The sequence below is a fragment of the Paenibacillus sp. JJ1722 genome (assembly GCF_048282685.1).
GTDB lineage: Bacteria > Bacillota > Bacilli > Paenibacillales > Paenibacillaceae > Paenibacillus > Paenibacillus polymyxa_B.
Genome location: NZ_CP182500.1, coordinates 778,830 through 800,614, shown reverse-complemented (window position 1 = coordinate 800,614; position 21,785 = coordinate 778,830). Strand labels below are relative to the sequence as shown.

The window sequence follows — 21,785 nt, the reverse complement described above, 5'->3', positions numbered from 1 at the left end:
GAAATATTGTATGGCTAAGGCCGCTTCGCGTTCCATTTGATCATACGATCGCTGTATTGAAAGGCATATGAAAACATTCCAAAAAATGGTATACTCATTTCCGAAATTGACATCTTATCATTTGATTCTGGTGTTCAAGGAGGTACTTTATGTTTTCAATCATGTTGACATATAGCATACAAGCAATTGTAATTTTACTGATTATCTTTGAATTGTTGAGAAAAAACAGAAAAAAAATAGGCTGGGGATCACTTTCACTGCTGTTATCTCTTCTTGGCATGGCTGTTTCTTTCGAATTTGGCAATTACGTATTGGGAGACCAGTTGCTTTCCTTTTTAGGATTGCCCGCCTGGTCTAACAGTGTTGATAATACTAGGTTTCACTACACCATTTTTCTATCCAGTATTTTTTTTATTCCCAGTTTAATCATTGGATATAAAAATCCTAAAGAGTTTGGAGCTACAATCGGAAAACGGATTTCTAGTATATATCTATTTTTGATCATCATTTCGCTTTTATTTTTTATTATCAGTATTTTCTCGAAGTGAAAGTTGTCTTAGCGGAGGTTGTTGTTTTATACATTAAATCCGAACAATCCGGGGTGAGTAATTAGATCAAGGAGTTGGTATTATCTATAATTCATTTACCTCCATATTCTTTCCGGCACTGACTGCAATCATCCTTATAAAGATGCCAATATTGGAAACAAGAGTGGACAAAGGTACGATGTTGAAAGTGAGAATTACAATAATAACAGTCCTGCTTATCGGAGTCGTGTTGTATATAATTGATACTCAGTGGTGGATTGTGATTGCTTTTGCAGTATTTTTCTGCATACTACTTGTTATAAAACTTTTGAAAAGGCGTAATAAGCCACATTGATTTATGATTCTCATACTCAGCGTCTAACAAAAGCCCTCCATTAATGGAAGGCTTTTTATATTACGTAGCATATTTAAATTCCCAACTTATTAAAACACCCCACCAGCGTATGCCAGCAGGGTGCTACCGATGCTTTCGGATTTATATGGGAAGTATATAACGTTTGGGTGATTATGTAAATAAATATATAGATTAAGCTGATCCCCTCATATTATGACACGTTCTACCCAGTTCCAAGTACCTTGGCTTGTTACTTTGATTTTATCCCCTACGACAAAAAGGCCATATTTATCGTTACTAACTGAAATTTCTTTGCGCTCATTGCTTTCGAACTCGCAAGTTATATAAAATGTTTTTGAAGACGATCCTTCAGTCCAATCTACCCGCTTATCAACCACCTCACCTATACGTTCTATTCTCGGTTGTTTACGATTATTGCTCGCAATCCGAGAACCGCCTATAAACGCTGAAAGAATAAGTCCCACGACTATAAGTAAAAGAATCCAAAAGACCATCTATAATCCTCCTAAGTATTCATTAGTTGGTAATTATGATATCGGCTTTTCAACTGTTTATTTTGATATCGATTGAAAAATGAATATAAAAACACCCCACCAGCTTAGCCAGTAGGGTGTCACCGATGCTTTCGGATTGCACAACAGTACTTCCGTATTCGTTTTATCAATACGATTGGTTTGGATGAATTTGTAAATACAATATGTATGGTTCATGCTGATCACCTCAAGATAGGTATTCGGTGATTGATGTGTTAATTCCTCCAAAATAACAAATCACCGCCAACCACTGGATGGCGGTGATTTGTTTGCTTACGCTTAAGCACCTCCATGCTGTACATGAGGCTGTATATCATGCGTCTGGGCAGGTACAGTAACAATAAACAAAAAACTAGCTGCAATCATTAGCAGTACCATTTTTTTAACATTGTCTAACCATTCATTCTAAAATAGAGGGCATAAATATTAATAGTAAAATAATCTTTCTCTTTGCCCTACACTAACTAAACTTTCATACTTTATAAAAGTTCTAACGTCAGCAAATTGTTTAAACTGCTCAAATAATCTTATGCATCTAATGAAGAAGGATTCTTTGTTATTGGCTAATGATTTAGATAAAACGTCTAGCAGGTATCTGAAGCCATAAGAGTAATTGCCTCTGTTCAAGTAGTATTTAGCAAGTTCATATTTAAAACGTGTTGTTTGCTCTGGTACTACCTGATAGGTATACATATCCGATGATGGCTGTTGTACAAAAGAATCAATAATCATTTCAAACCGTTTAAGTATATCATTCACGTCTAACTGAAATCGGTTAGCTGCAAACATTACGTTCAAAAGCTTTACGATCATTTCCTTATCGACTTTATCACTTGATGCAATAATATATTGAACATAATCGTTTAGCACGCTTACATCTCCAGATAAAAGCTTATATACGTACGTGTTACCTTCTGCCCAGTTTTGGAACAAGCCCATCCAGTATTGGGTGTCCTCGTCCTTCTCCAAAACCCAATCTAAATTAGTGTAGGCGTATGTATACTGTAGGGCTTGGTGGTAATCGCCTTTAGCTTCGCAAGAACCTGAACACAACAAATCAGCATAAGCGATGTACACAAACAGTGGACGACTTAGTTTCTTGGAAGACTCATCACGCATTCGACTCTGCTGTCGATGTTCCAAAGTATATTGGATTTCAGCTTTAGCTCTCATTGTTCTAGCTACTTCCTCAACCTTGTCCCATTTACGCAAAGACCTGTACACGTTTGCTAAATCCTTCAGCGCGTCAAGCTGTTCTATTTCATCCAGACGTTCCACGAAGGATTCAAATAGCGTTGCTGCCTTGAGATTCCGGCTTTGATCGTTTCCAACTTGAATCGTGAATATACGATATTGGCAGACTGCCAATCGTTCAGAATGTTGATACTTCTCCGCTTCAGCCACACCCTCATAGAGCAGTAGTGCAGCCGCATGTCTTCCCTGCTTCAACAATTCTTCTGCAATTTCAAATAGCTTGGGCGAATACAGTAGATTGTCCATGATGGCTCCCACCACTCGACTAATCGCATCCAACTTGTCCAACTCCGCACAACGAAATAGAAATGGCTCGATTCGCCTCATATTCGGGGGGGTGTCGATGATGTAGTTTTCTATAAACAGATCGTAAAAATACCCTTCTGGTAAATCCATAGCCTCAGTGATTAGGTCAAGCTGGTTAACAGACATTGACTTATTCCCTGTCACAATAGCACTTACTATTCCCCTATTCATGCCTGCAAGTTGTCCGAATTGCGCTAAGCTCAAACCCTTTTGTTGTAGGTAACTATCTAATTCTGCTCTAATCGTAGGTGTATGCTTCATGTCATATCCACCTCCCACACAGAAATTCCAAAAATTTTTATTATTGCATTCTATTGTTGTCCATAATTTAACAGTTGTCAATAAGTTTTGAAATATATGTCATGCAATATTCGAATAAAATATATATTTTCGAATATTAATGCTTTTTACCATTTTGTTAACAAAAATATACACTATATTCCTTTTTTAATGATATACTTGGTCAGTAGTACAAATTATACCAATCGAGAGGGCGATTTTTGATGAAGTTTAAAAACACAGTAATCATTCTTACAGGTGTATTGGCTCTTACGGCAGTGGCTCCGCTGGCTGCTACTGCCGCACCAGTTACGGGGATTAAAGTATCGAAGGATCATGGAGGTATAGTTATCCAACAAACTGGTCAAGAGGTACATGAGGTTCTTGGTGGGACAAGTCCGACGATGGACTTAACTGTTGATAAAGGTTATGGACATGTAAAGATTAAAGTTCGGAATCAAGGAACATCAACTATCTCTTGGAGCTTGCAGGGTAACGGGAAAGAATATGTCTATAAAACTGTTGGCAAAGGAGGCTCATTAACGTGGAATAGTCTTAATTCATTCCCTAATGGGATGCCTTCAGGGAAATACGTAATTCAATTCAGAGCCGACGGAAACAAAGTTGATGGCGAGGCTTGGGCTACTACTGGTCAGTACCCATCAGACATTAACTAACCGTTATTACAAGCAGGGGAGCGTCTTGGAGTTAAATCCAAGGCGCTTTATTTAATTTTTCCAAAAAAATAAAGGTGAAGGTAGCAAAACACCTGATGTAGTGATAATTGTTGGTTTAGTGATCGGAGTTCTCATAGGTATCGCTCCTGTCTTTCTTAGTGGAATACAAGAGTGGACTTGGCACACTACAGTCCTTGTACTTGGTTCTGCGCTTGTTATTGGTCACATCCTTTATAGTTGGATAAAGGAAAAGATAGTATATGAGACAAACTATGTCACGGTATTCGTAAATTAAAGCCCTTGTTGCAAATGGAAGACCTATTCATTGTAATGAAGAGGAGAGAGTGATGAAAAAGAAATTTTTTATCGTAATTGGAGTTATAATAGGCATCCTGTTCTTCTTTTACTTGTTAACTTTATGGGCGGCAAACAATCTCCATGTGCCCTCTCAATAGATTAAACAAGTTATATCGATTTTGTTTGATGTTCATTTACAATTCACATAAACGTTCCTTTCCATAAAGAGTTGCGTTTGCAATATACTCAAAAGTAAAGGAATTGTGGCTAACTTCAAATGAGAAGCATATCTTATTACAAGTAAACTCTCAACATTTTAAGCCCAGTGGAATATGAGGTATGCATAATAATCAAGGGAGCTGATATTATCTATAATTCATTTACCTCCATATTTTTTGCTGCGTTAACTGCAATCACCCTCATAACGCTGCCAAAATTAGAAGCTAGGGTGAGTAAGAGAATAATGTTGAAAGTGAGAATTTCCATAATAACAACAGTTCTGCTGATCGGAGTCGTGTTGTATATCATTGACCCTCAGTGGTGGATCATTGTAGCCTTTGCAATTTTGTTTGTAACCCTTCCTATCTTTTTATTGAAACGTTGGCGCGAAAAAAGCTGAATCAGAGAAAAAGCCTTCCTTGTTGATAGGAAGGCTTTCCACCTTATCCCTTAACCGCTCCCTCCGCAATGCCCTCCATGATGAATTTCTGAAAGAAGGCGTAGATCAGGATAACCGGGATGGAGGTCAGCACAAGTGCGGCCAGAATAAGCGACCAATCCTTGTTGTACTCTCCAAACAGCATATTGGTCGAGAGAATCAGGGTGTAATGGTTCACATCCGTCAGCATTAACAATGGAAGCAAAAAGTCATTCCAAATCCACAGAAAATCCAAAATCGCAATGGTAACTGTGATTGGTAGCAGCAATGGAAATATAATGCGAAAGAATGTTTGAAACTCATTACAGCCGTCCATTTGTGCGGATTCTTCCAGCTCACGCGGAATGGATTTGACGAATCCATGATACAAAAAGATCGCCATATTCACACCCAAGCCGATATAGATCAGGGCCAAGCCGTACGTACTGCCCTGAACGGACAAATCTTTTGCCATTCGCGTAAGCGGTATCATAATAGAGTGAAACGGTACCAGCATCGATGCGACAAACAGGAAGAAAATCGCACTGCTCAATTTCCCCTGTGTACGAGACAGCTTGTAGCCTGCCAGTGCCGAACAGATCACAATGCCACCAATGCCGATAAAAGAAATAATCGTGGAATTAAGGGCGCTGTTCAGCAAATGAGTCTGATGAAAAGCCTGACTGTAATTTTCAAAGTGAAGCTTTGTCGGCAGCGCCGTAAAGGATGCAAACATCTCACCCTGTGTTTTAAACGAGTTAATTACCGCCATGTAGATTGGGAAGAAGGACACGACAGCGCCCACGCACAGAATCAGCGTAATCAGCAAGGAATTAGCTTTCTTCAGCCTCATGCCTCCACCTCCCTCTTCTTCATGACACGCAGCTGAATCAGGGTGAAAATGAGAACGATTGCGAACAAAATAACGGATTTGGCGCTCGCATAACCATAACGGAAGTTGTTGGAGAACGCCTCCTCATAAATGTTCATCGTAATCACCTGTGTACTGCGCCCCGGCCCCCCGCCAGTCAGTCCGTATACGACCTCATACACCTTGAAGGCACCATTCAGCGTCAGGAAGAAACAGATCGTAATCGCATGAGTAATCATTGGCATCGTTACGCTTCGCAATGTCTGAAATGCGTTCGCCCCGTCAATAATAGCAGCCTCCTTCAAGCTTTGTGGTACACCTTGAAGCGCAGCCAGATAGATGATCATCATATAACCTACACCATTCCAGAGCGACACGATAATAATTGAGAAGAAAGATACTTTCGGATCGCCCAGCCACGATTGGCCCAAAAAGGCGATAGCCGTCTTTTCGGCGATCTGTGGCAGCACGGAAGAAAAAACGAAGGTCCACATAAATGCGCTAATAATGGTACTGATCATATTGGGCATAAAAAATATCGTCCGGAAAAATCCTTTGGTACGTGTACGCGACTCAATCAACACTGCCAGTGCCAGTGCCAGTACATTTTGCAGCACAATCATGACCAATACGTATTTAAGGGTAAACCAAAGGGAATTGAGAAAATCGGGGTCTTCCTTCAACGATTCCACAAAGTTCCCCAAGCCGATAAAGCTGTAATTAGGATTCAATCCGTTCCAGTCTGTAAAGCTGTAGTACATGCCGCTGATCGTTGGAATGAGCAGGAAGATAGCATAAAAGATCAGCGCCGGGGCTGTAAACGCCAGTAACATGACGTATTTTTTATAGATTTTAAAAGGCATGGAGTCTCTCCCTCCCGGTGTAATTCTGTAGGTTACCGTTACTTGTTCACTTTGTTATACGATTTCCATGCCTTATCCAGCGCCTTAATTACGTCATCCTGCGAGAGCTGACCAGCATAATAGGATTGTAGCGATTTGCCTGCCTCGTCCTTGACCGCTTGCGGGATAGATGGATCTTGGTACGACTTGCCTGCTTTCACGTATTCGGTAGCGTCATTAACCCAAGGATAGCTTTTAAACGTATGCACTTTGGAGATCGGGTTAAATTTCAATGCTTCATAGAACGCGCTAGAATCCTTGTCATCCAGCACATAGTTAACAAAATCGAGCGCAACCTCCTTATTCTTGCTTGTAGAGGATACAGCCAGCGAAGTCGAAGTGGACAAATTAATCAATGTCGCATTGGAATCGTCATTGATCGGCAGCGGTGCTACCCCAAAATCCATCTTCGGATCCGATTTTAAAATCGTTTCCGCAAACCACGGCCCTTGAATCCACATCGCCGCTTTACCCGAGGCAAACGCAGCCGATCCATCATCCCCGCCGATTTCCAGAGCCTTGTCAGTACCGTTGCTATTCACCAGATCAATAATATCGAACATGCTCTTCATTTCGGAAAAAGAGCCTTTATCCTGATTCATCCGGTCGATAAAATCCTTATTCTGTGTGTTCATCATTGCACCTGCCGTAAGTGGCACAAACAGCTGTGGAATCCAGGATTCCTTGTAGGACAACAGGAACGGTTTCACATTATTCGCTTTCAGCTTCTCGACCACAGCCTTCATTTCGGTCAACGTTCCCGGCGGCTGCAAATCCAAATCCTTAAATATCTTTTTATTGTACAAGTAGCCCCATGAGATCGTCTCCAAAGGAACCGCTACGACCTTTCCGTCTTTGGTTGTCACCGAAGGCTTCACACTATCCATCAATTTGTTAACAAAAGGCTGACCGGACAAATCCTCCAAATAGCCCGCTTTATAAAACGGAGGAATTTCATTCACCGCGTGCAATGCAAATACGTCCGGCGCATCGTTGGATGCGAGTCTTGTCTTCAAAATTTGTGCGGCGTTGTCAGCAGGCGGCATCTCCAGTTGGACCGTAACGTCGATATTTTTATCTTTCTTCTCTTTCGCTACGAACGCATTAATGTATTTATCGTAGTGCTCCTTCAAACGGGGCTGAGCAATAAACATTTTGAGATTCACCGTTTTGCCGTCTCCACCGGAACCGCTGCTGTCACTGCCTGAAGAATTCGCTCCACACCCGGCCAATAACGTGCCAACCAGCATCGTGCTCAATACACCTTTCCACACTTTCATGAAAAATGACCTCCCCTATTTTGAAAATAACTGTTACCCATCGGCAAATCAGCTGTTATTCAAAGCAGCTATGCCGCCGGTCTTCAACCTCTATTCAGCTCTGTGCGAACTTCGTAAGGCCAAATTCCTTTGTACCGCTTGTTTTGTATACGCTTTCATTATAGGGTGGGAGGTCACTTCTGCCATTGGACACCCTTAGCTTATTGAATTGGACTTTTTTAAACTTCCTTCCTCATTTCACCGGGTGCCATGCCAAAATGCTTTTTAAATACCCGATAGAAATAAGACACATCCTCATATCCTGCCATCTCCGCAACTGCTTTAATTGAAATCTGTTTATTGGCCAGCCATTCCCGCGCCTTTTCCATTCTTCGCTCTACGATGTAGTCCGTTACATTTTGACCATACTCCTGCTTAAATACCTTGCTCATATACTCTTTGCTCACAAAAAAGTTTTTCGCCAACTGCTCCAGTGTAATCGGCCCAGCAAAGTGACTGTCGATATATCGCCGTACCTCTTCTAAATTCAGTTTGTTTTTGTATTTCCGCTGCCGAATGAGCTGATCCAGTTCCTGAACATAGCACGACGATACGAATTCCAGCGCATGTTCTACAGAGGATACGGCATCCTGCGGCAGTGGAAATCCTGCCTTTGTCGTAGAATTATCCAGCCCGTTATCCGCTGCGAGCTCTTTCAGCAGGGAAAGAAGCTCCTGCACCAGCCTGCCTAGCATATGTGGACTTGGTGCTCCATAACTCTCCAACTCCTGCATAACCTGCCTGCAGGTTAAGTTCACCCCGTCACAGTTCAGCTCATTAAAATAAAGACGCAGCAGTTGCTTATACCGGGTCAACCTGTGAAAAAACTCATAATCCAGCTCTGTCGCTTCTTGCTGCTGTTCAGCCACCTTGACCTCCAGATCGTTTTTGCATTTGAGTAGCACTGCATTCAGCTCTGCAGGATTGACTGGCTTTAACAAATAATCGACGGCCTTATAACGGATGGCATGTTTGGCATACGCAAAGTCATCATATCCACTCACGACAATGATTTTCACATCAGGACAATGGTTATTTAGTGCTTGCAGCAACTCCACTCCGTCCGCACCCGGCATGCGCATATCAGTAATCACAATATGGGGAGCTAACTCCCCGACCAGCCTGAACGCCTCGTCCCCGTCTTCAGCCTCACCCACTACCAACATTCCAAGTTTTTCCCATGTGCCAAATGTCTTCAGAATATCACGGTTCCACGGCTCATCGTCCACAATTAATACTCTGATCATACTTTTCCCTCCTCTGCTGAGGTGAATGGAATGCGGATGGTGACACGTGTACCGACTCCCTGCTCACTATCTATCGTCACTCCGTAGTGCACTCCAAAATTCATCCGTATGCGTGAAGACACATTGCTCAATCCGATATGACTACCCTGCGCCCAGATCGGTTCCTCCGACGCGTTTTCCAGCTTTGCCCGTAGTTTTTCCAGCTTGTCCGGGGCCATGCCGTTTCCATTATCGCAAACCGTAATACACACATCTTGTTTCATAATCTCCACTCGAATCCCCATTTGCCATGCTCCCGCCTTTCGATCAAGACCGTGCTGAAACGCGTTTTCCAACAATGGCTGAAGCGATAGCTTAGGCAGTCGAATATCCATCGCCTGTTCTTCCGACTCCACCTGAAATACCAATCTTTGTGGAAATCTCCGTTGCTGGATGCGCATATAGTGTCCCACATGGTCAAGCTCTGCGCGTAAAGAGGCCAAATCCTGAGGTTCCCGTACCACGTAACGGAACATCTCACTCAGCGACCGAATGACTTCATAGGTGTCCTCCGGCTTTTGAGAAAATACCATACTTCCGATCATTTGCAGCGTATTTTGCAGAAAATGTGGATGAATCTGCGCTTGGAGCGCTTTCAATTCAGCCGTCTTTTTTTGCAAATTTATACTGTATTCCGCCTGAATATGCTCGCGAATTCGGCCTGCCATCCCATGCAGACTTCTTTCCAGCAGCCCAATCTCATCCGGGCGTGTACTTGGCTGTCCAATCGGTCCTTTGATCATATCCAGCTCCTGTACGGAACGCGCCAAATGAACAATCGGACGTGCAGTCCGCCATGCGATGAAAATGGCAATGCAGATGGAAACCAGAATTGAAATCACGCCTACGATAATACCATACAGCATGGTTGAAAAGGCACTGTGGTTAATGGAGGAAGTGGGTACGATTTTGACCAGCTTTAGCCCAACTACATCCAGATCATTATAGAACACATAATGTTCAGCAGTTTGAATCACTCCAGGGCCCGGCTTAACGTCACGAAGAGCTGTCAGCACACCTGCAGGTGGAGGCGACTGCCGAGCCTGTGCTGGATACATGACCCTGCCATCCGCATCTGTAATAAGCACCTGATGCTGATCCCCTCGTCCCAGCAGGCCCAGCGTCTGATCGAATTGCGACCACAATACATCCAATGAAATAGCTCCCGTCTGCTTCTGATCTTCAAAACGCCGAATACTGCGCGTCAAAGTAAAGCGTTCCGGGTCAGCAGAGCTTGGACGAATCGAATAATCCTTATTCGCTTGCCACATCTCGGCATACTGTGGGGGAATACCGCTCACTGTCGTAATTTCATTTTGCATGCTATTAAAGGTAAACAGGGTTTGCGATTGCTTCAAATAAAGCTGGATGCCGATCACATGACTTCCGGCCGAATAATACACATTCGCCATCGTATTCAGCATTTTTCGCTGGGCATTAAATTGGCTCGAAAGATTGTCAGGCTCGCGCTCATTCAAATAATCGCTCAGATCAGGGCTGATCTGAATGCTGTAAATCAGATGATTCAGACGATCTAGCTGGTCGCTGATATAGATCCCCGTCCATTTCATATTGGACATGTTCGTCTCTACCACTTCAGTTTCCATGGAAGCTCTACTTTTTTCCGCAGCCAGCACCGTGACAGCAATGACCGGCAGCACAGATAGAACAATCATCGTCAAGATCAGCTTAAGCTGAATGCTGCGTCGATACGGGGCCGTCAGCGCCCGGAACCAGCGGACTGCTCGGGTTGGCATAGCGATGCACTCCTCTACTCAGCCATATGCGAAAACGCCCCGCAATTCGCAGGGGCGCTTCATTTACCGGATACTCCCGGAGAATACCTATATGATATTATTCGTAAGTTGGTTTCAGCTCATTATTCATCATTTACGCTTCTTCGATAATTATAACACCCCAAGGCTCTAATGGAAGCGTTTGTCCTTGGATAACTGTACGCCCCCCGATTAACTCCTTGCCGTCTCCATGTGGATATACCACTGAGCCTGCTTGTTCGGAATAGTTAAAATAGTACCGGATTGTCCGTCCCAGCTCATTCGTGCCGGATTTAACAATGATCGGATAAGACGTTTCCTGATCTACTCCCCATACTCCCGCCTTTTTGGCTACAGAGCTGAATAGTTCGCGGATGACCGCCGGGCTGACGATACAGCCGATGTAGGTCGCTGTTCCCTGACCATAGCGGTTTTGCGTAATCGCGGCATAGTTTCCCCAATGCGGGTGATCGTAATAGGCCAACACTTCGGCGGTCGTCGGGGTAATCAGCTCCATCCACGTATCTACCTGATTGTCCTCTGGTGCCACCTCAAAAGGATTATTTTTGAGCGTCACCTTCTTCGGCTCCACGAACAAGCTGTAATGAATGCCGCAGGCTTCGCTAATCACGCCCGGCTGCCGGGACGTTCTCACCTGCACATGCTCGTCGGTAAATCCGCTTCGGAATGTGTATACTATATGACCACCTTTCTCCACATATCGGTTCAGCTTCTCCAGTAGTGCGTCTGGGGCAGAATAGAGGACCGGGACGATCAAGAGATCATAGTCGTCAAACGATTCTGTACCTGGATGAACAATATTCGTCCCGATATTCAGTTTATACAACTCGTCATACAAACGGCGTACGATGTCATTGTAATTCAACGGGCTGCTCATATTAAATTTAAACCAGTCAATCGACGTCAATGCTTCGTTGCTGACCAGAATCGCCGTTTTATTTTTCTTTTTCAGGTTGACCAAATGCGGAGACAATCTTGCAAAATCCTTCCCTATGGTCTGTGCTTCCTCATACACAGGATTCGGTTCAAAATCATGGCTGAGCAGACCCTTCCAGTAGGTTTCGAAGGAATTATGGATGGAATGCCAGTGCCAGTATGCCACCATATTGGCTCCAGAAGCCAGATGGCTGAACGCTTGCAGACGCAATTGCCCCGGATAGGGAACCCAGTGGGTAAAAGCCTGCGCTTCCGTTTCCAGCACTAGATAGTTGTTATTTTTCGTCGAACGCGCTACATCGCCACCGAAGGAAATTTCAATTCCGGTCAGATCATCCTGTGATGGATGGTAAATATCCACCCCAGTCACATCAAAGGCTTGCGATGCCGCAAAGTGATCCACGTCTGGCTGAACACCAAAGGAATGACCTCTCCATTCAAAATCAAAGTTTTGCGTAACAAATTGGTCTTCCCGCTTATATTCATTCACCAGCGCGACCTGCCATGCCAGGAAATCCGTCACCAGCTTGCGCTGGAATTGGGAAAAGGCTGCGCCCAAACTTCCATTAATCGTTCCGACCACCGAAGGAAAGTCCTCCCAGCTATTGATGCGATTACTCCAGTAGTCCAGACCAAATTTGCGGTTTAGCTCCTCCAGCGATTCGAACCGCTCCCGCAAATACTTTACAAATTGCAATTGCACATTGGGCCCACTCGTGTGGTAATGCTTGGTCTCATTATCCGTCTGAAAGCCAATGACCGCCGGATGCTGACTCACCCGTCCGATCAGCCTGCGTATGATTCGCTCGGCATGGAACAGGTACACCGGGTTCGTTATGTCCATAATCTGGCGAGCTCCATATTTGCCCGGACCTTGAGGCGTTGTTGCCAATACATCAGGATGCTCCTTCACCAGCCATGTGGGTACGGCATAGGTGGGCGTCCCCACAATGACTTCGATGCCCGCCTTATGCATGGCGTCCAGCACCCGATCCACAGAGGTAAAATCAAACACGCCGTTTTGCGGTTCATGCGTACTCCAAGTGGATTCGGCAATCCGCACCACGTTGATGCCCGCATCCTTCATCATTTGGATATCCTGGCCCAAACGGTCATATGGCATATACTCATCATAATAGGCAACACCGTACAGTAGCTTTTTCATCAAGTCGTCCTCCAATTAGGTTCGTTAGGGTATGTGGAGCTATATAAGGTTATTTTCAAACACCGTGGCTGTTATGCGGTTTTTTCAGGGATGGAACGGATATCGTCTTGTCGGCTACACCCTGCTTCGCAGAATCTGCCTGTTGTAGATTTTTTTTCGCACTTGCCAGCCAGCCTTCTACGTCTTTTTCTTTAATCTTGTACAGCCATGCAAACAGACCTGCCGTAATTAAGGCCCCCACTCCAGGTACTACTGCATAGAGCGCGAATATCCATGTGAGAACCTGTCCGGTCTGCGATACATTCGGGACATAGCCTGCAAAGGCAAGCGCATAAGCGACGATTCCACTGGCTGCCGCTCCCCCCAGTTTTCCTGCAAACGTTTGGGTAGCAAAAGCGGTACCACTGGCACGTACGCCTTTTTTGAATGCGCCATATTCCACACAATCGGCCGTAAACATCGGTACCATGAGCTGTGGTGCAGAGCTGAACAAACCGAAAAGAACCGCGAATACACATACGACAACGGGGTTACTGTAACCGATTACAAATAAAGATAAGCCCGTAGTAAACAATCCAATCAAGCTGACGACATTCACTTTCCACTTGCCGAATCTTTTAATAATTGGGGGTAAAATCAACGCGGTGAGCAGCTGCACACCCAAGGAAATGAACATGAGAATGGAAATATAAATAGGATTTTTCAAGTTGTATAAGGCAAAGTAACTGACGACAATCCCTTGCAGATTGGTCATAGACAGCATCATAAACGACATCAGGTAAAATAAAAGCTGCTTGTTTTGCAATGGATACGTCATAATTTGCTTGAGCGTAACCTTCTCCGCCTTGTTGGAATACCGTTCTTTGACATTAAAGCGAGTAAAGTTCATGAGTATCAAACCCGCTATGGCAACAATCAGTGCCAAAATTGGCCATGATATCTGATTGGCCACAGCTACCGAAGATGAGGAGATGACCATAAAACCCAAGAAGACCATCGTCCGGCCTCTGGACATTAACAGATCACGTTCATGCGTATTTTTCGTCATCAGTGTAGCCAACCCAAAGCCAGGCGCATCACTGATCGTATAACACATTTCCCATGCCAGATACGTGACGGCGATATAAATCACCTTGGCGGTAAGCGACGCATCATTAGGAACGAGAAAAATAAGTACAGTAAGTATCGGCAAAATGATGGAAGCCAGATTCGTCCACGGTTTGAACAAGCCGCCCTTCAGATTGGCCCGGTCAATGATCACGCCGAAGATCGGAGCACTAAGTGCATCCCATATACGGGCTAGTACGAATAAAGTACCGATAATAGAAACAGATATGCCAACATAATCCGTATAAAATAGCATCGCAAAAGAGGCGACCAGACAGAGAATTGCGTTGCTCCCCAAAAAGTAAACGTAATACGATACACGTTCTTTCGATGTTGTTTCCATAGCTCCTCCTGATTACAATATGGCATCGCTTTCAAAAAATCTACATATAAGCGCTTTCTTTTATGTAAAAGCTTATACTATAGCATTTGTAAACGCTCTTTTATTATAGTTAAATGTTAGATACAATGAGATTGTCTAAGCGGTGTAAAATTTGCCCTAATCGAAGGTGATCTGATGATATTAAATCCTGATGTTGATCCAGCTCTATTCCACGATTGCCAATGGCTACCCATTATTGACTGGAATGTGAAATTTTTCGGCGCCCATATTCACCGGGTCAAAGCGGATTGGTGCATGCCTGAGGAATCTCATATCGGTTTTGAAATTGCACTCGTTTTAGAAGGTCGTCAGGAAACGATTATGGAAAATAACGTATATTCGGTTGGGGAAGGTGATATTTTAATTATTCCGCCGGGTTTCAAGCATGTGAGTCAGTGTGTTTCCCCAAACGGCATGTACTATTTTAGCTCTCATTTTAATGTCGATGATCCATTGTTCCGTCAGGAAATGATTAAGAGCAATCAGCTCTTTTTCCCAGCGGGTACTGAAACGAATACCAAGCTGCAAAAGGTCGTCCATAGCTGGATTGGCATGGTACAGGAAAGCGGAGAATATACGACAGCAGACCGTTTTCGTATGCAAATTGCCTTATTTGAGCTATTCGGGATATTCTCGCAAATGATATCTACCGGTTTGGAGCCCAGAATTGCGCCTTCATCCGTTCAATATGCCAAGGCCATCATGGAAGCCATTCAATCAAGGTTTAAGCCTTATCGGGAAGATGAATCTGGCGAGCAAGCGTTCCGCCTTGAAGATGTGGCGGCTTCCCTCGGGATCAGTCCTGGCTATGCCCAGGAAGTGTTCCGCAAGGTATACGGCTATTCTCCACGTCACTATCTATCGGAGACCAAGCTGCATGAGGCTAAGGTGCTGATCCAGCAGCCCAATCTGCCACTCAACAAGGTAGCTTCCCTGCTCGGATACTCCAGTCTGGCTCATTTTAGCAGACAGTTCAAGCGCTGGACAGGCACCAGCCCACTTAAATATCGTCAGACGTTAAAGCCGATTACTGATGCACAAAGGATTTAAGATATAAGGACGGATAGCAAGGGCTCCACCGTGTTATTCATACAAAAAAAGAGCGTGACACCGAATATTGCGGTTGTCGCGCTCTTTTCACTCTATTTTCTATAAGCTCTACCGTTGCCTTAATGATCTAAAATCTTGACTAAGCTCTCATTACTCGAATCACAGCCTAATATCCCCTATATGCTGGTGCACCACATACATCATCCCCATCAGGAATACGGCCAAAGCCAAGTAACCGATGCCGAATTTCCAGCGCGATGATGCGGGTACTTCGTAATATTTATCATTTTCAAACGGAATGTAATCAATCCCACACAGCAATCTGAGCTGGTACGCATCCGGCGTCGGTATATGTTCCACACCGTTCAGCCATACATGCTGGACAAGACACTGCTGTGGCAGCAGAAGCGTCTGTTCCACATCCAGACTTTCCATATACACCGTCACATATTGCTGCCCCTCCAAATCCGAGTAGGTATTAAAAGATAATCTGCGCGTGTGCTCCGGTCCGGGCAGCGGATATCCTTGCTCATACAGATGCTGTACGTTCACCAGCGGCTTTTGCAAAAAGGATTGGACCTTAACCTCCTCTTTATTGCGTTTAACATATTTTTTGTACAAATCGTAGGCAAAGAACGCCCATATCAAGAAAAATAAAAAGGATTTTAAATATACTACGACTACAATTCCACCCAATAGGCCCACCAGCCACAGCCAACGCGTCACTGCCGTGGAAATCCGTCCTCCGTCGAGCGGATGAATCGGCAGCAGGTTGATCAGGTTCAGGAAAAATCCGACATACGAGAGCGCATACAACAGGGGACTGTCTGTTGCATAGGCTCCTGCGTATACCGCCATAGCCCCAACCGTCCCCAGTAACGGGCCGCCCATGGCTACATAAGCCTCTGTCTGCGCATCCAAAGGTTGCCGTTTCATTGTGATCAGCGCGCCGAGAAAAGGAATAAATAACGGTGCTGATACGGGAAGCCCCTTGCGCTTGGCGGCCAATACATGTCCCAGCTCATGCACAAACAACAGCAACACGAATCCGACCGCAAATCCCCACGGGTAAATGATCGCATATGTGCCAATCGTTATCGCCATAGATATCAGCGCACCGCCAAATTTACTGAATTTTAAAAGGGCAAGTAACGACTTACCTTTCAGAAGAAGCAATGCTGCTGCACTACCAAGGTACCATTTGGATGAGCCGGATTTGGAATCGGTCTTTTTCTCTTCATTTTGCAAAAGTATCCGCCTCCTTTCTTTAACACTTCCATTGTATCCTGCTATGTGCAGCTTGTAAAAACTTCTCTAACTCACAGATAAGCGAACTGGGGTAGCCATTTATATTATTCCTCGTATTGTAGACATCCTCCAATGTAGGATGTTATATTGGTGCTGGGTTAGATGCCCTATTTTGTAAAGGAGGTTTGCTCTTTCATGTGTACTCACTACATGCGTCTCAGATAAAAGGATAGGCTTTTCAATGAAGCTCAACCCGTTTTTTTATATGGAAGGTTGAAGCTTGTTTAAGTTACCTTTTTTTAAACTAAATCTGAACAATGAGGTGTGTTTCATATGACTGAAAAGCGTTCCTTGACTAACTCAAAAGACGTTAGTGATATATTGGCCCTTGCCAAAAGCAACGGGCTTCACATACTACATGAAGGATTAGAGCTCAACGAGTCCGGGCTAGATTTTCGGGCACTATTCGCCAAAGACATTCAGGGTACCCCTTGGGTTCTACGTACACCGCGACGAACAGATGTGGTCCAATCAGCCGCTTACGAGCACAAAGTGCTTCAGTTGATTCGGGATACTCTTCCTGTAGCGGTACCGGATTGGCAAGTGTATCGTCCAGAGTTCATCGCCTACCCTCAACTGGAGGGCACTCCTGCCGCTACCATTGATATGGAAACCAAAAGCTACGTATGGTTCATCAATCCTGAGGCTCTGACGGAAAGATTCGTTGCTTCGCTCGCTAAAGCCCTAGCCGCGTTGCACCGGACGGATCACCAACAGGCAGCAAATTTCGGTGTCCGCGTAAAGCAGCACGACGAAGTTCGGCAATTGATGGACCAGCGGATGAAGGAAATAAGGAGCGTCTTTGGTGTATCTGGCGAGCTATGGCAACGATGGCAAACCTGGCTGGCAGACGATAGCTACTGGCCGGAATATTCCGTACTTGTACACGGTGATTTGCACCCAGGCCATATTTTAGTCTCTTCGAATACAGAGGTTACTGGAATGCTGGACTGGACCGAGGCCGAAGTAGCTGATCCGGCGATTGATTTTACGAGTTACTATACTTTGTTCGGAGAAGTAGAGCTTACTCGTTTATTGAAGCTTTACGAGGCAGCAGGCGGACGTGTATGGCCGCGTATGATCGAACATATCGTTGAACTGACCGCGGCTTACCCTGTGCTTATCGCCGAATTCGCCCTCAAATCCGGGCTAGATGAATATATGGAGATGGCACGTAACGCGCTGGGTGTCCATGAGCAAGAAGAAGGACTGCCCGACATATAATATAGCTGTAGCCACCTGGCAGGCTTTGGTTCAATGACGGACCAAGGCCTGTTTTTTTCTGCTCTCCTTTTTTTGTAAAGTTACGTTTCGCGCCCAAGTGTCCATCCTCCTGTCTGTTCTGTTATCATGTAAGAAAACGGAATAACTCAGGAAAGGATTACGAATCATGAGTTTTGAACTTACCCGGCGAGCCATCAGACAACTATGCAGTCAAGCTGCTTATGACGACGGGGATGCCTATTACCGGGCCAAAAGAGTGGCCTTTACACAAATAGATCATGATGAAGGGGTATACGAAGCTACGGTCAAAGGAAGCAGCTTTTATGCTGTTGCGGCGATGATCCGATCCAATGGAAGTATCCGAGCAGAGTGCACCTGTAGCACATTTCAGAACACCGGACGATATTGCAAACATATCGCTGCTGTTCTCCTTAACGCCCATGATATACGCCGTGGAAAAAGTCTGTCTGTACGCTCCTACGCCTCCAGACTTCATCCCGGTACTACCCCAGATACAGCAGGAAGCATGGATTCAGACGGGATGTACACATCTACAGATGCTCCGTATGATTACACTGCTAAAACGGCACGATCCTCTGACATCACACAAGGGGATCTCCAGCTGACCGACAGTATGTTAAAACTATTTGACCGCAAGCGACCGCTTCGCAGCACGCCTACCCTGCTGGATACTCGTGCGGTCTTGGATTTTCAATTCGTCATCCGGCCTTTTGCCTACGGTTACCAAAAATATATGTTTGGTGTAGAAATGAAGGCTGGCCCCAAACGATTATATATCGTCCAGAAAATTCGTCCGTTTCTGGATAGTATTGACCGTGGGGGTAGCTACATGTTCACGAAAAGCTTCTCGTACGAGCCTGAGTTGTACCGCTTCCGACCTGAACATGACGCTATTCTCCAGCAATTATCCCAGGTGTGCCACCATGAGCGTATGATTCGGGAAACCTCAGGCACGTATTCATCTTCCAGTAGCCATATGAGCGGCGAGCGAATGCTCCTCATTCCGCCTGCGGCTTGGGAAAAGCTGCTCCCCTTGCTGACAACAGCACAGGGCGTCTACTTTGAAATTCACGGAAACATGAGCGAGGGTATTCCCCAGTCCGACCTGATGCTTCCACTGCAATTTGAATTTGATGAGGCCGGGGCCATAACCGAAGGCTACCAGCTAAGCATACAAGGATTGGATGACTTGACCATCATGGAGGACTATGGTGTCGTCATTGCCGATGGCAAGCTTGTCAAACAGAAGGCCGATCCCTTACGGCGTTTGTCCGAGCTAAAACGGATGGTAGAGGTACACCACAGGCGAAAAGTTCTGATTGCGCCAGAGCAGATGGAATCTTTTATGGACAAGGTTGTACCCGGGTTAATGAAGCTCGGACGTGTTCATATGACTCGGTCCGTCTCAGATCGGGTCACACAGCAGCCATTGAAGGCAAAGCTATATCTGGACCGGGTAAGAGACAAGCTACTGGCAGGGCTGGAGTTCCAATATGGGGATATCATCATCAACCCGCTGGAAACAGATGCACGAACGCCTGGTAACGACCGAATTCTGATACGTGATGGGGAACAGGAGCAGCGTATTTTGGAACTGATGGAGCATAGCTCCTTTGCCAGAACAGACAGCGGATATTTTATGGAAGATGAAGATGCAGAGTATGATTTTTTGTACCATACTGTTCCTCAACTGGAAAAGCTGCTCGACGTCTATGCTACAGGTGCAGTCAAAGCGAAAATAAACAATACTCTGCCTACCCCAAGGATACGGGCGGAATGGGATGAACGTACGGATTGGCTTGAATTTAAATTTGATATGGAGGGCATTCCGGAACCGGAAATTCGCAAACTGCTCAAATCGTTAGAGGAAAAACAGAGATATCACCGTCTGCCGAATGGTGCCTTGCTGCCGCTGGAAACAGAGGAGTACAAGGAATTGATTCGGTTCATGAATGAAACAGGTATCCGTAAAAGTGATCTGGATGCAGCGCAAATTCGTGTTCCCGTCACACAAGGACTGTATTTAATTGATCCTCACGATCATGGGAAAAACCTGACTTTGGGTAAAACCTTTCGCCAGCTGCTGGAAAATATACGTAACCCAGACCATCTCGACTTTCCAGTTCCAGACATGCTTGCTCCAATCTTGAGAGATTATCAGGTTTACGGCTTTCAATGGCTTAAGACATTGGCGCATTACCGTTTTGGGGGCATTTTGGCAGATGATATGGGGCTGGGTAAAACGCTGCAAAGTATCGCCTTTCTCGTCTCAGTATTGCCGGAGATTCGCAGCCAGCAGCTTCCAGCCATGATCGTGTCCCCTGCATCACTGGTGTACAACTGGCGGAATGAGCTGGAGAAATTTGCTCCACACGTCCGCGTCACTATCGCAGATGGCAGCCCAGAAGAACGCGGCCGGATCATACGGGATGCCGCCAGTTATGACGTCGTCATTACGTCCTACCCGTTGCTACGGCGCGATGCAGATGTGTACAGCAAGCCATCGTTTCATACGCTCATACTGGACGAGGCGCAGGCTTTCAAGAACCATGCCACCCAGACGGCACAAGCTGTTAAGGATGTAAAAGCCCGTTACCGTTTTGCCCTGACAGGAACGCCTATAGAAAATACATTGGAAGAGTTATGGTCCATATTCGACGTTGTATTTCCTGCGCTATTTCCCGGTGGGAAAAGAGTGTTTCACAACCTGCCTCGAAATGTGATTGCCAAGCGGGTTCGTCCGTTTCTGCTGCGCCGTCTTAAGAGCGATGTCCTCAAGGAGCTGCCGGAGAAAATCGAATCCGTGCAGGTATCCCGGCTTCTGCCAGATCAAAAAAAGTTGTATACAGCCTATCTGGCCAAGCTCCAGCATGAAACGTTGAAGCATCTCAACGAGGAAGGATTTCAGAAAAATCGAATCAAAATTCTCGCAGGTCTGACCCGACTTCGTCAGCTCTGCTGTCATCCGGGCTTGTTCATCGAAGGGTATACGGGAAGTTCCGCCAAATTTGAACAGCTGTTGGAGATCATTACGGAATGTCTCAGCTCCGGGAAACGGATGCTCATTTTTTCACAGTTCACTACGATGCTTCAAATGATCGGACGTGAGCTTGCTCGAGAAGGGGTGTCCTACTTTTACCTGGATGGGCAGACTCCCGCTCCGGAACGAGTCGAGCTGTGCAGTCGCTTCAACGAAGGAGAACGCGAGCTGTTCCTGATTTCCCTAAAGGCAGGAGGCACTGGCCTGAACCTCACCGGAGCAGATACAGTCATTCTGTATGACCTGTGGTGGAATCCCGCTGTAGAGGAGCAGGCTACCAACCGCGCACACCGAATGGGTCAGAAAAAAGTCGTGCAGGTTATTCGTCTCGTCGCCCAAGGCACGGTAGAGGATAAAATGTATGAGCTGCAACAAAAAAAGAAAAACATGATCGACCAGGTCATTCAACCGGGGCAAGAAACCCTTTCGGCACTGACCGAGCTGGAGATTCGTGAACTGCTCATGATCTAGCCAACTCTTCCACGCTTATTT

The 21,785-nt window shown here is 45.3% G+C and carries 15 protein-coding genes; 5 read left to right on the top strand and 10 right to left on the bottom strand.

The window, feature by feature from the left end:
* Positions 1–149: 149 nt before the first annotated feature.
* Positions 150–548, top strand: coding sequence for a hypothetical protein (locus ACM1ND_RS03660; RefSeq protein ID WP_418027080.1), 399 nt, complete (start codon positions 150–152; stop codon positions 546–548).
* A gap of 540 nt (positions 549–1,088) precedes the next feature.
* Here the strand turns inward: ACM1ND_RS03660 and ACM1ND_RS03655 are convergent.
* Together ACM1ND_RS03655 and ACM1ND_RS03650 are read right to left on the bottom strand one after the other, a co-directional pair.
* On the bottom strand, positions 1,089–1,397 hold the full coding sequence (locus tag ACM1ND_RS03655; RefSeq protein ID WP_028541043.1) for a DUF2500 family protein: 309 nt from the start codon (positions 1,395–1,397) through the stop codon (positions 1,089–1,091).
* Positions 1,398–1,862: 465 nt separating this feature from the next.
* Positions 1,863–3,257 carry a helix-turn-helix domain-containing protein gene (locus ACM1ND_RS03650; protein WP_418027079.1) on the bottom strand — a complete coding sequence of 465 codons (1,395 nt, stop codon included), beginning with the start codon at positions 3,255–3,257 and terminating at the stop codon, positions 1,863–1,865.
* A 242-nt stretch (positions 3,258–3,499) separates the two neighbouring features.
* Between ACM1ND_RS03650 and ACM1ND_RS03645 the strand changes: the two genes are divergently transcribed.
* Positions 3,500–3,952: a hypothetical protein gene (locus ACM1ND_RS03645; protein ID WP_028541046.1), complete on the top strand. Its 453-nt coding sequence runs from the start codon at positions 3,500–3,502 to the stop codon at positions 3,950–3,952.
* A gap of 959 nt (positions 3,953–4,911) precedes the next feature.
* On the opposite strand, the gene ACM1ND_RS03640 is transcribed toward ACM1ND_RS03645, so the two are convergent.
* The 7 genes from ACM1ND_RS03640 to ACM1ND_RS03610 form a co-directional block, all read right to left on the bottom strand.
* On the bottom strand, positions 4,912–5,739 hold the full coding sequence (locus tag ACM1ND_RS03640) for a carbohydrate ABC transporter permease (protein ID WP_013308681.1): 828 nt from the start codon (positions 5,737–5,739) through the stop codon (positions 4,912–4,914).
* Positions 5,736–6,620, bottom strand: a complete 885-nt coding sequence (locus tag ACM1ND_RS03635) for a carbohydrate ABC transporter permease (RefSeq protein WP_023986930.1) — start codon at positions 6,618–6,620, stop codon at positions 5,736–5,738. The genes ACM1ND_RS03640 and ACM1ND_RS03635 overlap by 4 nt, the downstream gene beginning before the upstream one ends.
* A 38-nt stretch (positions 6,621–6,658) precedes the next feature.
* The gene (locus ACM1ND_RS03630; protein WP_023986929.1) at positions 6,659–7,939 is read right to left on the bottom strand and encodes an ABC transporter substrate-binding protein; all 1,281 of its coding nucleotides are present in this window, start codon (positions 7,937–7,939) and stop codon (positions 6,659–6,661) included.
* A gap of 218 nt (positions 7,940–8,157) precedes the next feature.
* Positions 8,158–9,225 (bottom strand): response regulator, encoded by a 1,068-nt coding sequence (locus tag ACM1ND_RS03625; protein ID WP_341057916.1) that lies wholly within the window; start codon positions 9,223–9,225, stop codon positions 8,158–8,160.
* Entirely contained in the window at positions 9,222–11,021 is a 1,800-nt protein-coding gene (locus ACM1ND_RS03620; RefSeq protein WP_418027078.1) for a sensor histidine kinase, read from the bottom strand. The genes ACM1ND_RS03625 and ACM1ND_RS03620 overlap by 4 nt, the downstream gene beginning before the upstream one ends.
* Before the next feature lie 133 nt (positions 11,022–11,154).
* Positions 11,155–13,161 (bottom strand): beta-galactosidase, encoded by a 2,007-nt coding sequence (locus ACM1ND_RS03615; RefSeq protein ID WP_418027077.1) that lies wholly within the window; start codon positions 13,159–13,161, stop codon positions 11,155–11,157.
* A gap of 55 nt (positions 13,162–13,216) precedes the next feature.
* Positions 13,217–14,611, bottom strand: a complete 1,395-nt coding sequence (locus tag ACM1ND_RS03610; RefSeq protein WP_418027076.1) for an MFS transporter — start codon at positions 14,609–14,611, stop codon at positions 13,217–13,219.
* Between the two features lie 174 nt (positions 14,612–14,785).
* On the opposite strand from ACM1ND_RS03610, the gene ACM1ND_RS03605 reads away from it, so the two are divergent.
* A complete protein-coding gene (locus ACM1ND_RS03605; protein ID WP_069079774.1) occupies positions 14,786–15,700 on the top strand; it encodes an AraC family transcriptional regulator in 915 nt (304 codons plus the stop codon).
* Between the two features lie 159 nt (positions 15,701–15,859).
* Here ACM1ND_RS03605 and ACM1ND_RS03600 read toward each other — a convergent pair whose 3' ends face one another.
* Complete coding sequence (locus ACM1ND_RS03600) at positions 15,860–16,948, bottom strand: site-2 protease family protein (protein ID WP_023986923.1); 1,089 nt, start codon at positions 16,946–16,948, stop codon at positions 15,860–15,862.
* 333 nt (positions 16,949–17,281) lie between these two features.
* On the opposite strand from ACM1ND_RS03600, the gene ACM1ND_RS03595 reads away from it, so the two are divergent.
* Positions 17,282–18,232 carry a macrolide 2'-phosphotransferase gene (locus ACM1ND_RS03595; protein ID WP_034094972.1) on the top strand — a complete coding sequence of 317 codons (951 nt, stop codon included), beginning with the start codon at positions 17,282–17,284 and terminating at the stop codon, positions 18,230–18,232.
* Positions 18,233–18,398: 166 nt separating this feature from the next.
* A complete protein-coding gene (locus tag ACM1ND_RS03590) occupies positions 18,399–21,764 on the top strand; it encodes an SNF2 helicase associated domain-containing protein (RefSeq protein WP_418027075.1) in 3,366 nt (1,121 codons plus the stop codon).
* Positions 21,765–21,785: the final 21 nt, after the last annotated feature.

Coding starts and splice junctions, on each gene's coding strand:
- ACM1ND_RS03660 (WP_418027080.1), top strand. CDS start 150: ATGTTTTCAATCATGTTGACATATAGCATACAAGCAATTGTAATTTTA.
- ACM1ND_RS03655 (WP_028541043.1), bottom strand. CDS start 1,397: ATGGTCTTTTGGATTCTTTTACTTATAGTCGTGGGACTTATTCTTTCA.
- ACM1ND_RS03650 (WP_418027079.1), bottom strand. CDS start 3,257: ATGAAGCATACACCTACGATTAGAGCAGAATTAGATAGTTACCTACAA.
- ACM1ND_RS03645 (WP_028541046.1), top strand. CDS start 3,500: ATGAAGTTTAAAAACACAGTAATCATTCTTACAGGTGTATTGGCTCTT.
- ACM1ND_RS03640 (WP_013308681.1), bottom strand. CDS start 5,739: ATGAGGCTGAAGAAAGCTAATTCCTTGCTGATTACGCTGATTCTGTGC.
- ACM1ND_RS03635 (WP_023986930.1), bottom strand. CDS start 6,620: ATGCCTTTTAAAATCTATAAAAAATACGTCATGTTACTGGCGTTTACA.
- ACM1ND_RS03630 (WP_023986929.1), bottom strand. CDS start 7,939: ATGAAAGTGTGGAAAGGTGTATTGAGCACGATGCTGGTTGGCACGTTA.
- ACM1ND_RS03625 (WP_341057916.1), bottom strand. CDS start 9,225: ATGATCAGAGTATTAATTGTGGACGATGAGCCGTGGAACCGTGATATT.
- ACM1ND_RS03620 (WP_418027078.1), bottom strand. CDS start 11,021: ATGCCAACCCGAGCAGTCCGCTGGTTCCGGGCGCTGACGGCCCCGTAT.
- ACM1ND_RS03615 (WP_418027077.1), bottom strand. CDS start 13,161: ATGAAAAAGCTACTGTACGGTGTTGCCTATTATGATGAGTATATGCCA.
- ACM1ND_RS03610 (WP_418027076.1), bottom strand. CDS start 14,611: ATGGAAACAACATCGAAAGAACGTGTATCGTATTACGTTTACTTTTTG.
- ACM1ND_RS03605 (WP_069079774.1), top strand. CDS start 14,786: ATGATATTAAATCCTGATGTTGATCCAGCTCTATTCCACGATTGCCAA.
- ACM1ND_RS03595 (WP_034094972.1), top strand. CDS start 17,282: ATGACTGAAAAGCGTTCCTTGACTAACTCAAAAGACGTTAGTGATATA.
- ACM1ND_RS03590 (WP_418027075.1), top strand. CDS start 18,399: ATGAGTTTTGAACTTACCCGGCGAGCCATCAGACAACTATGCAGTCAA.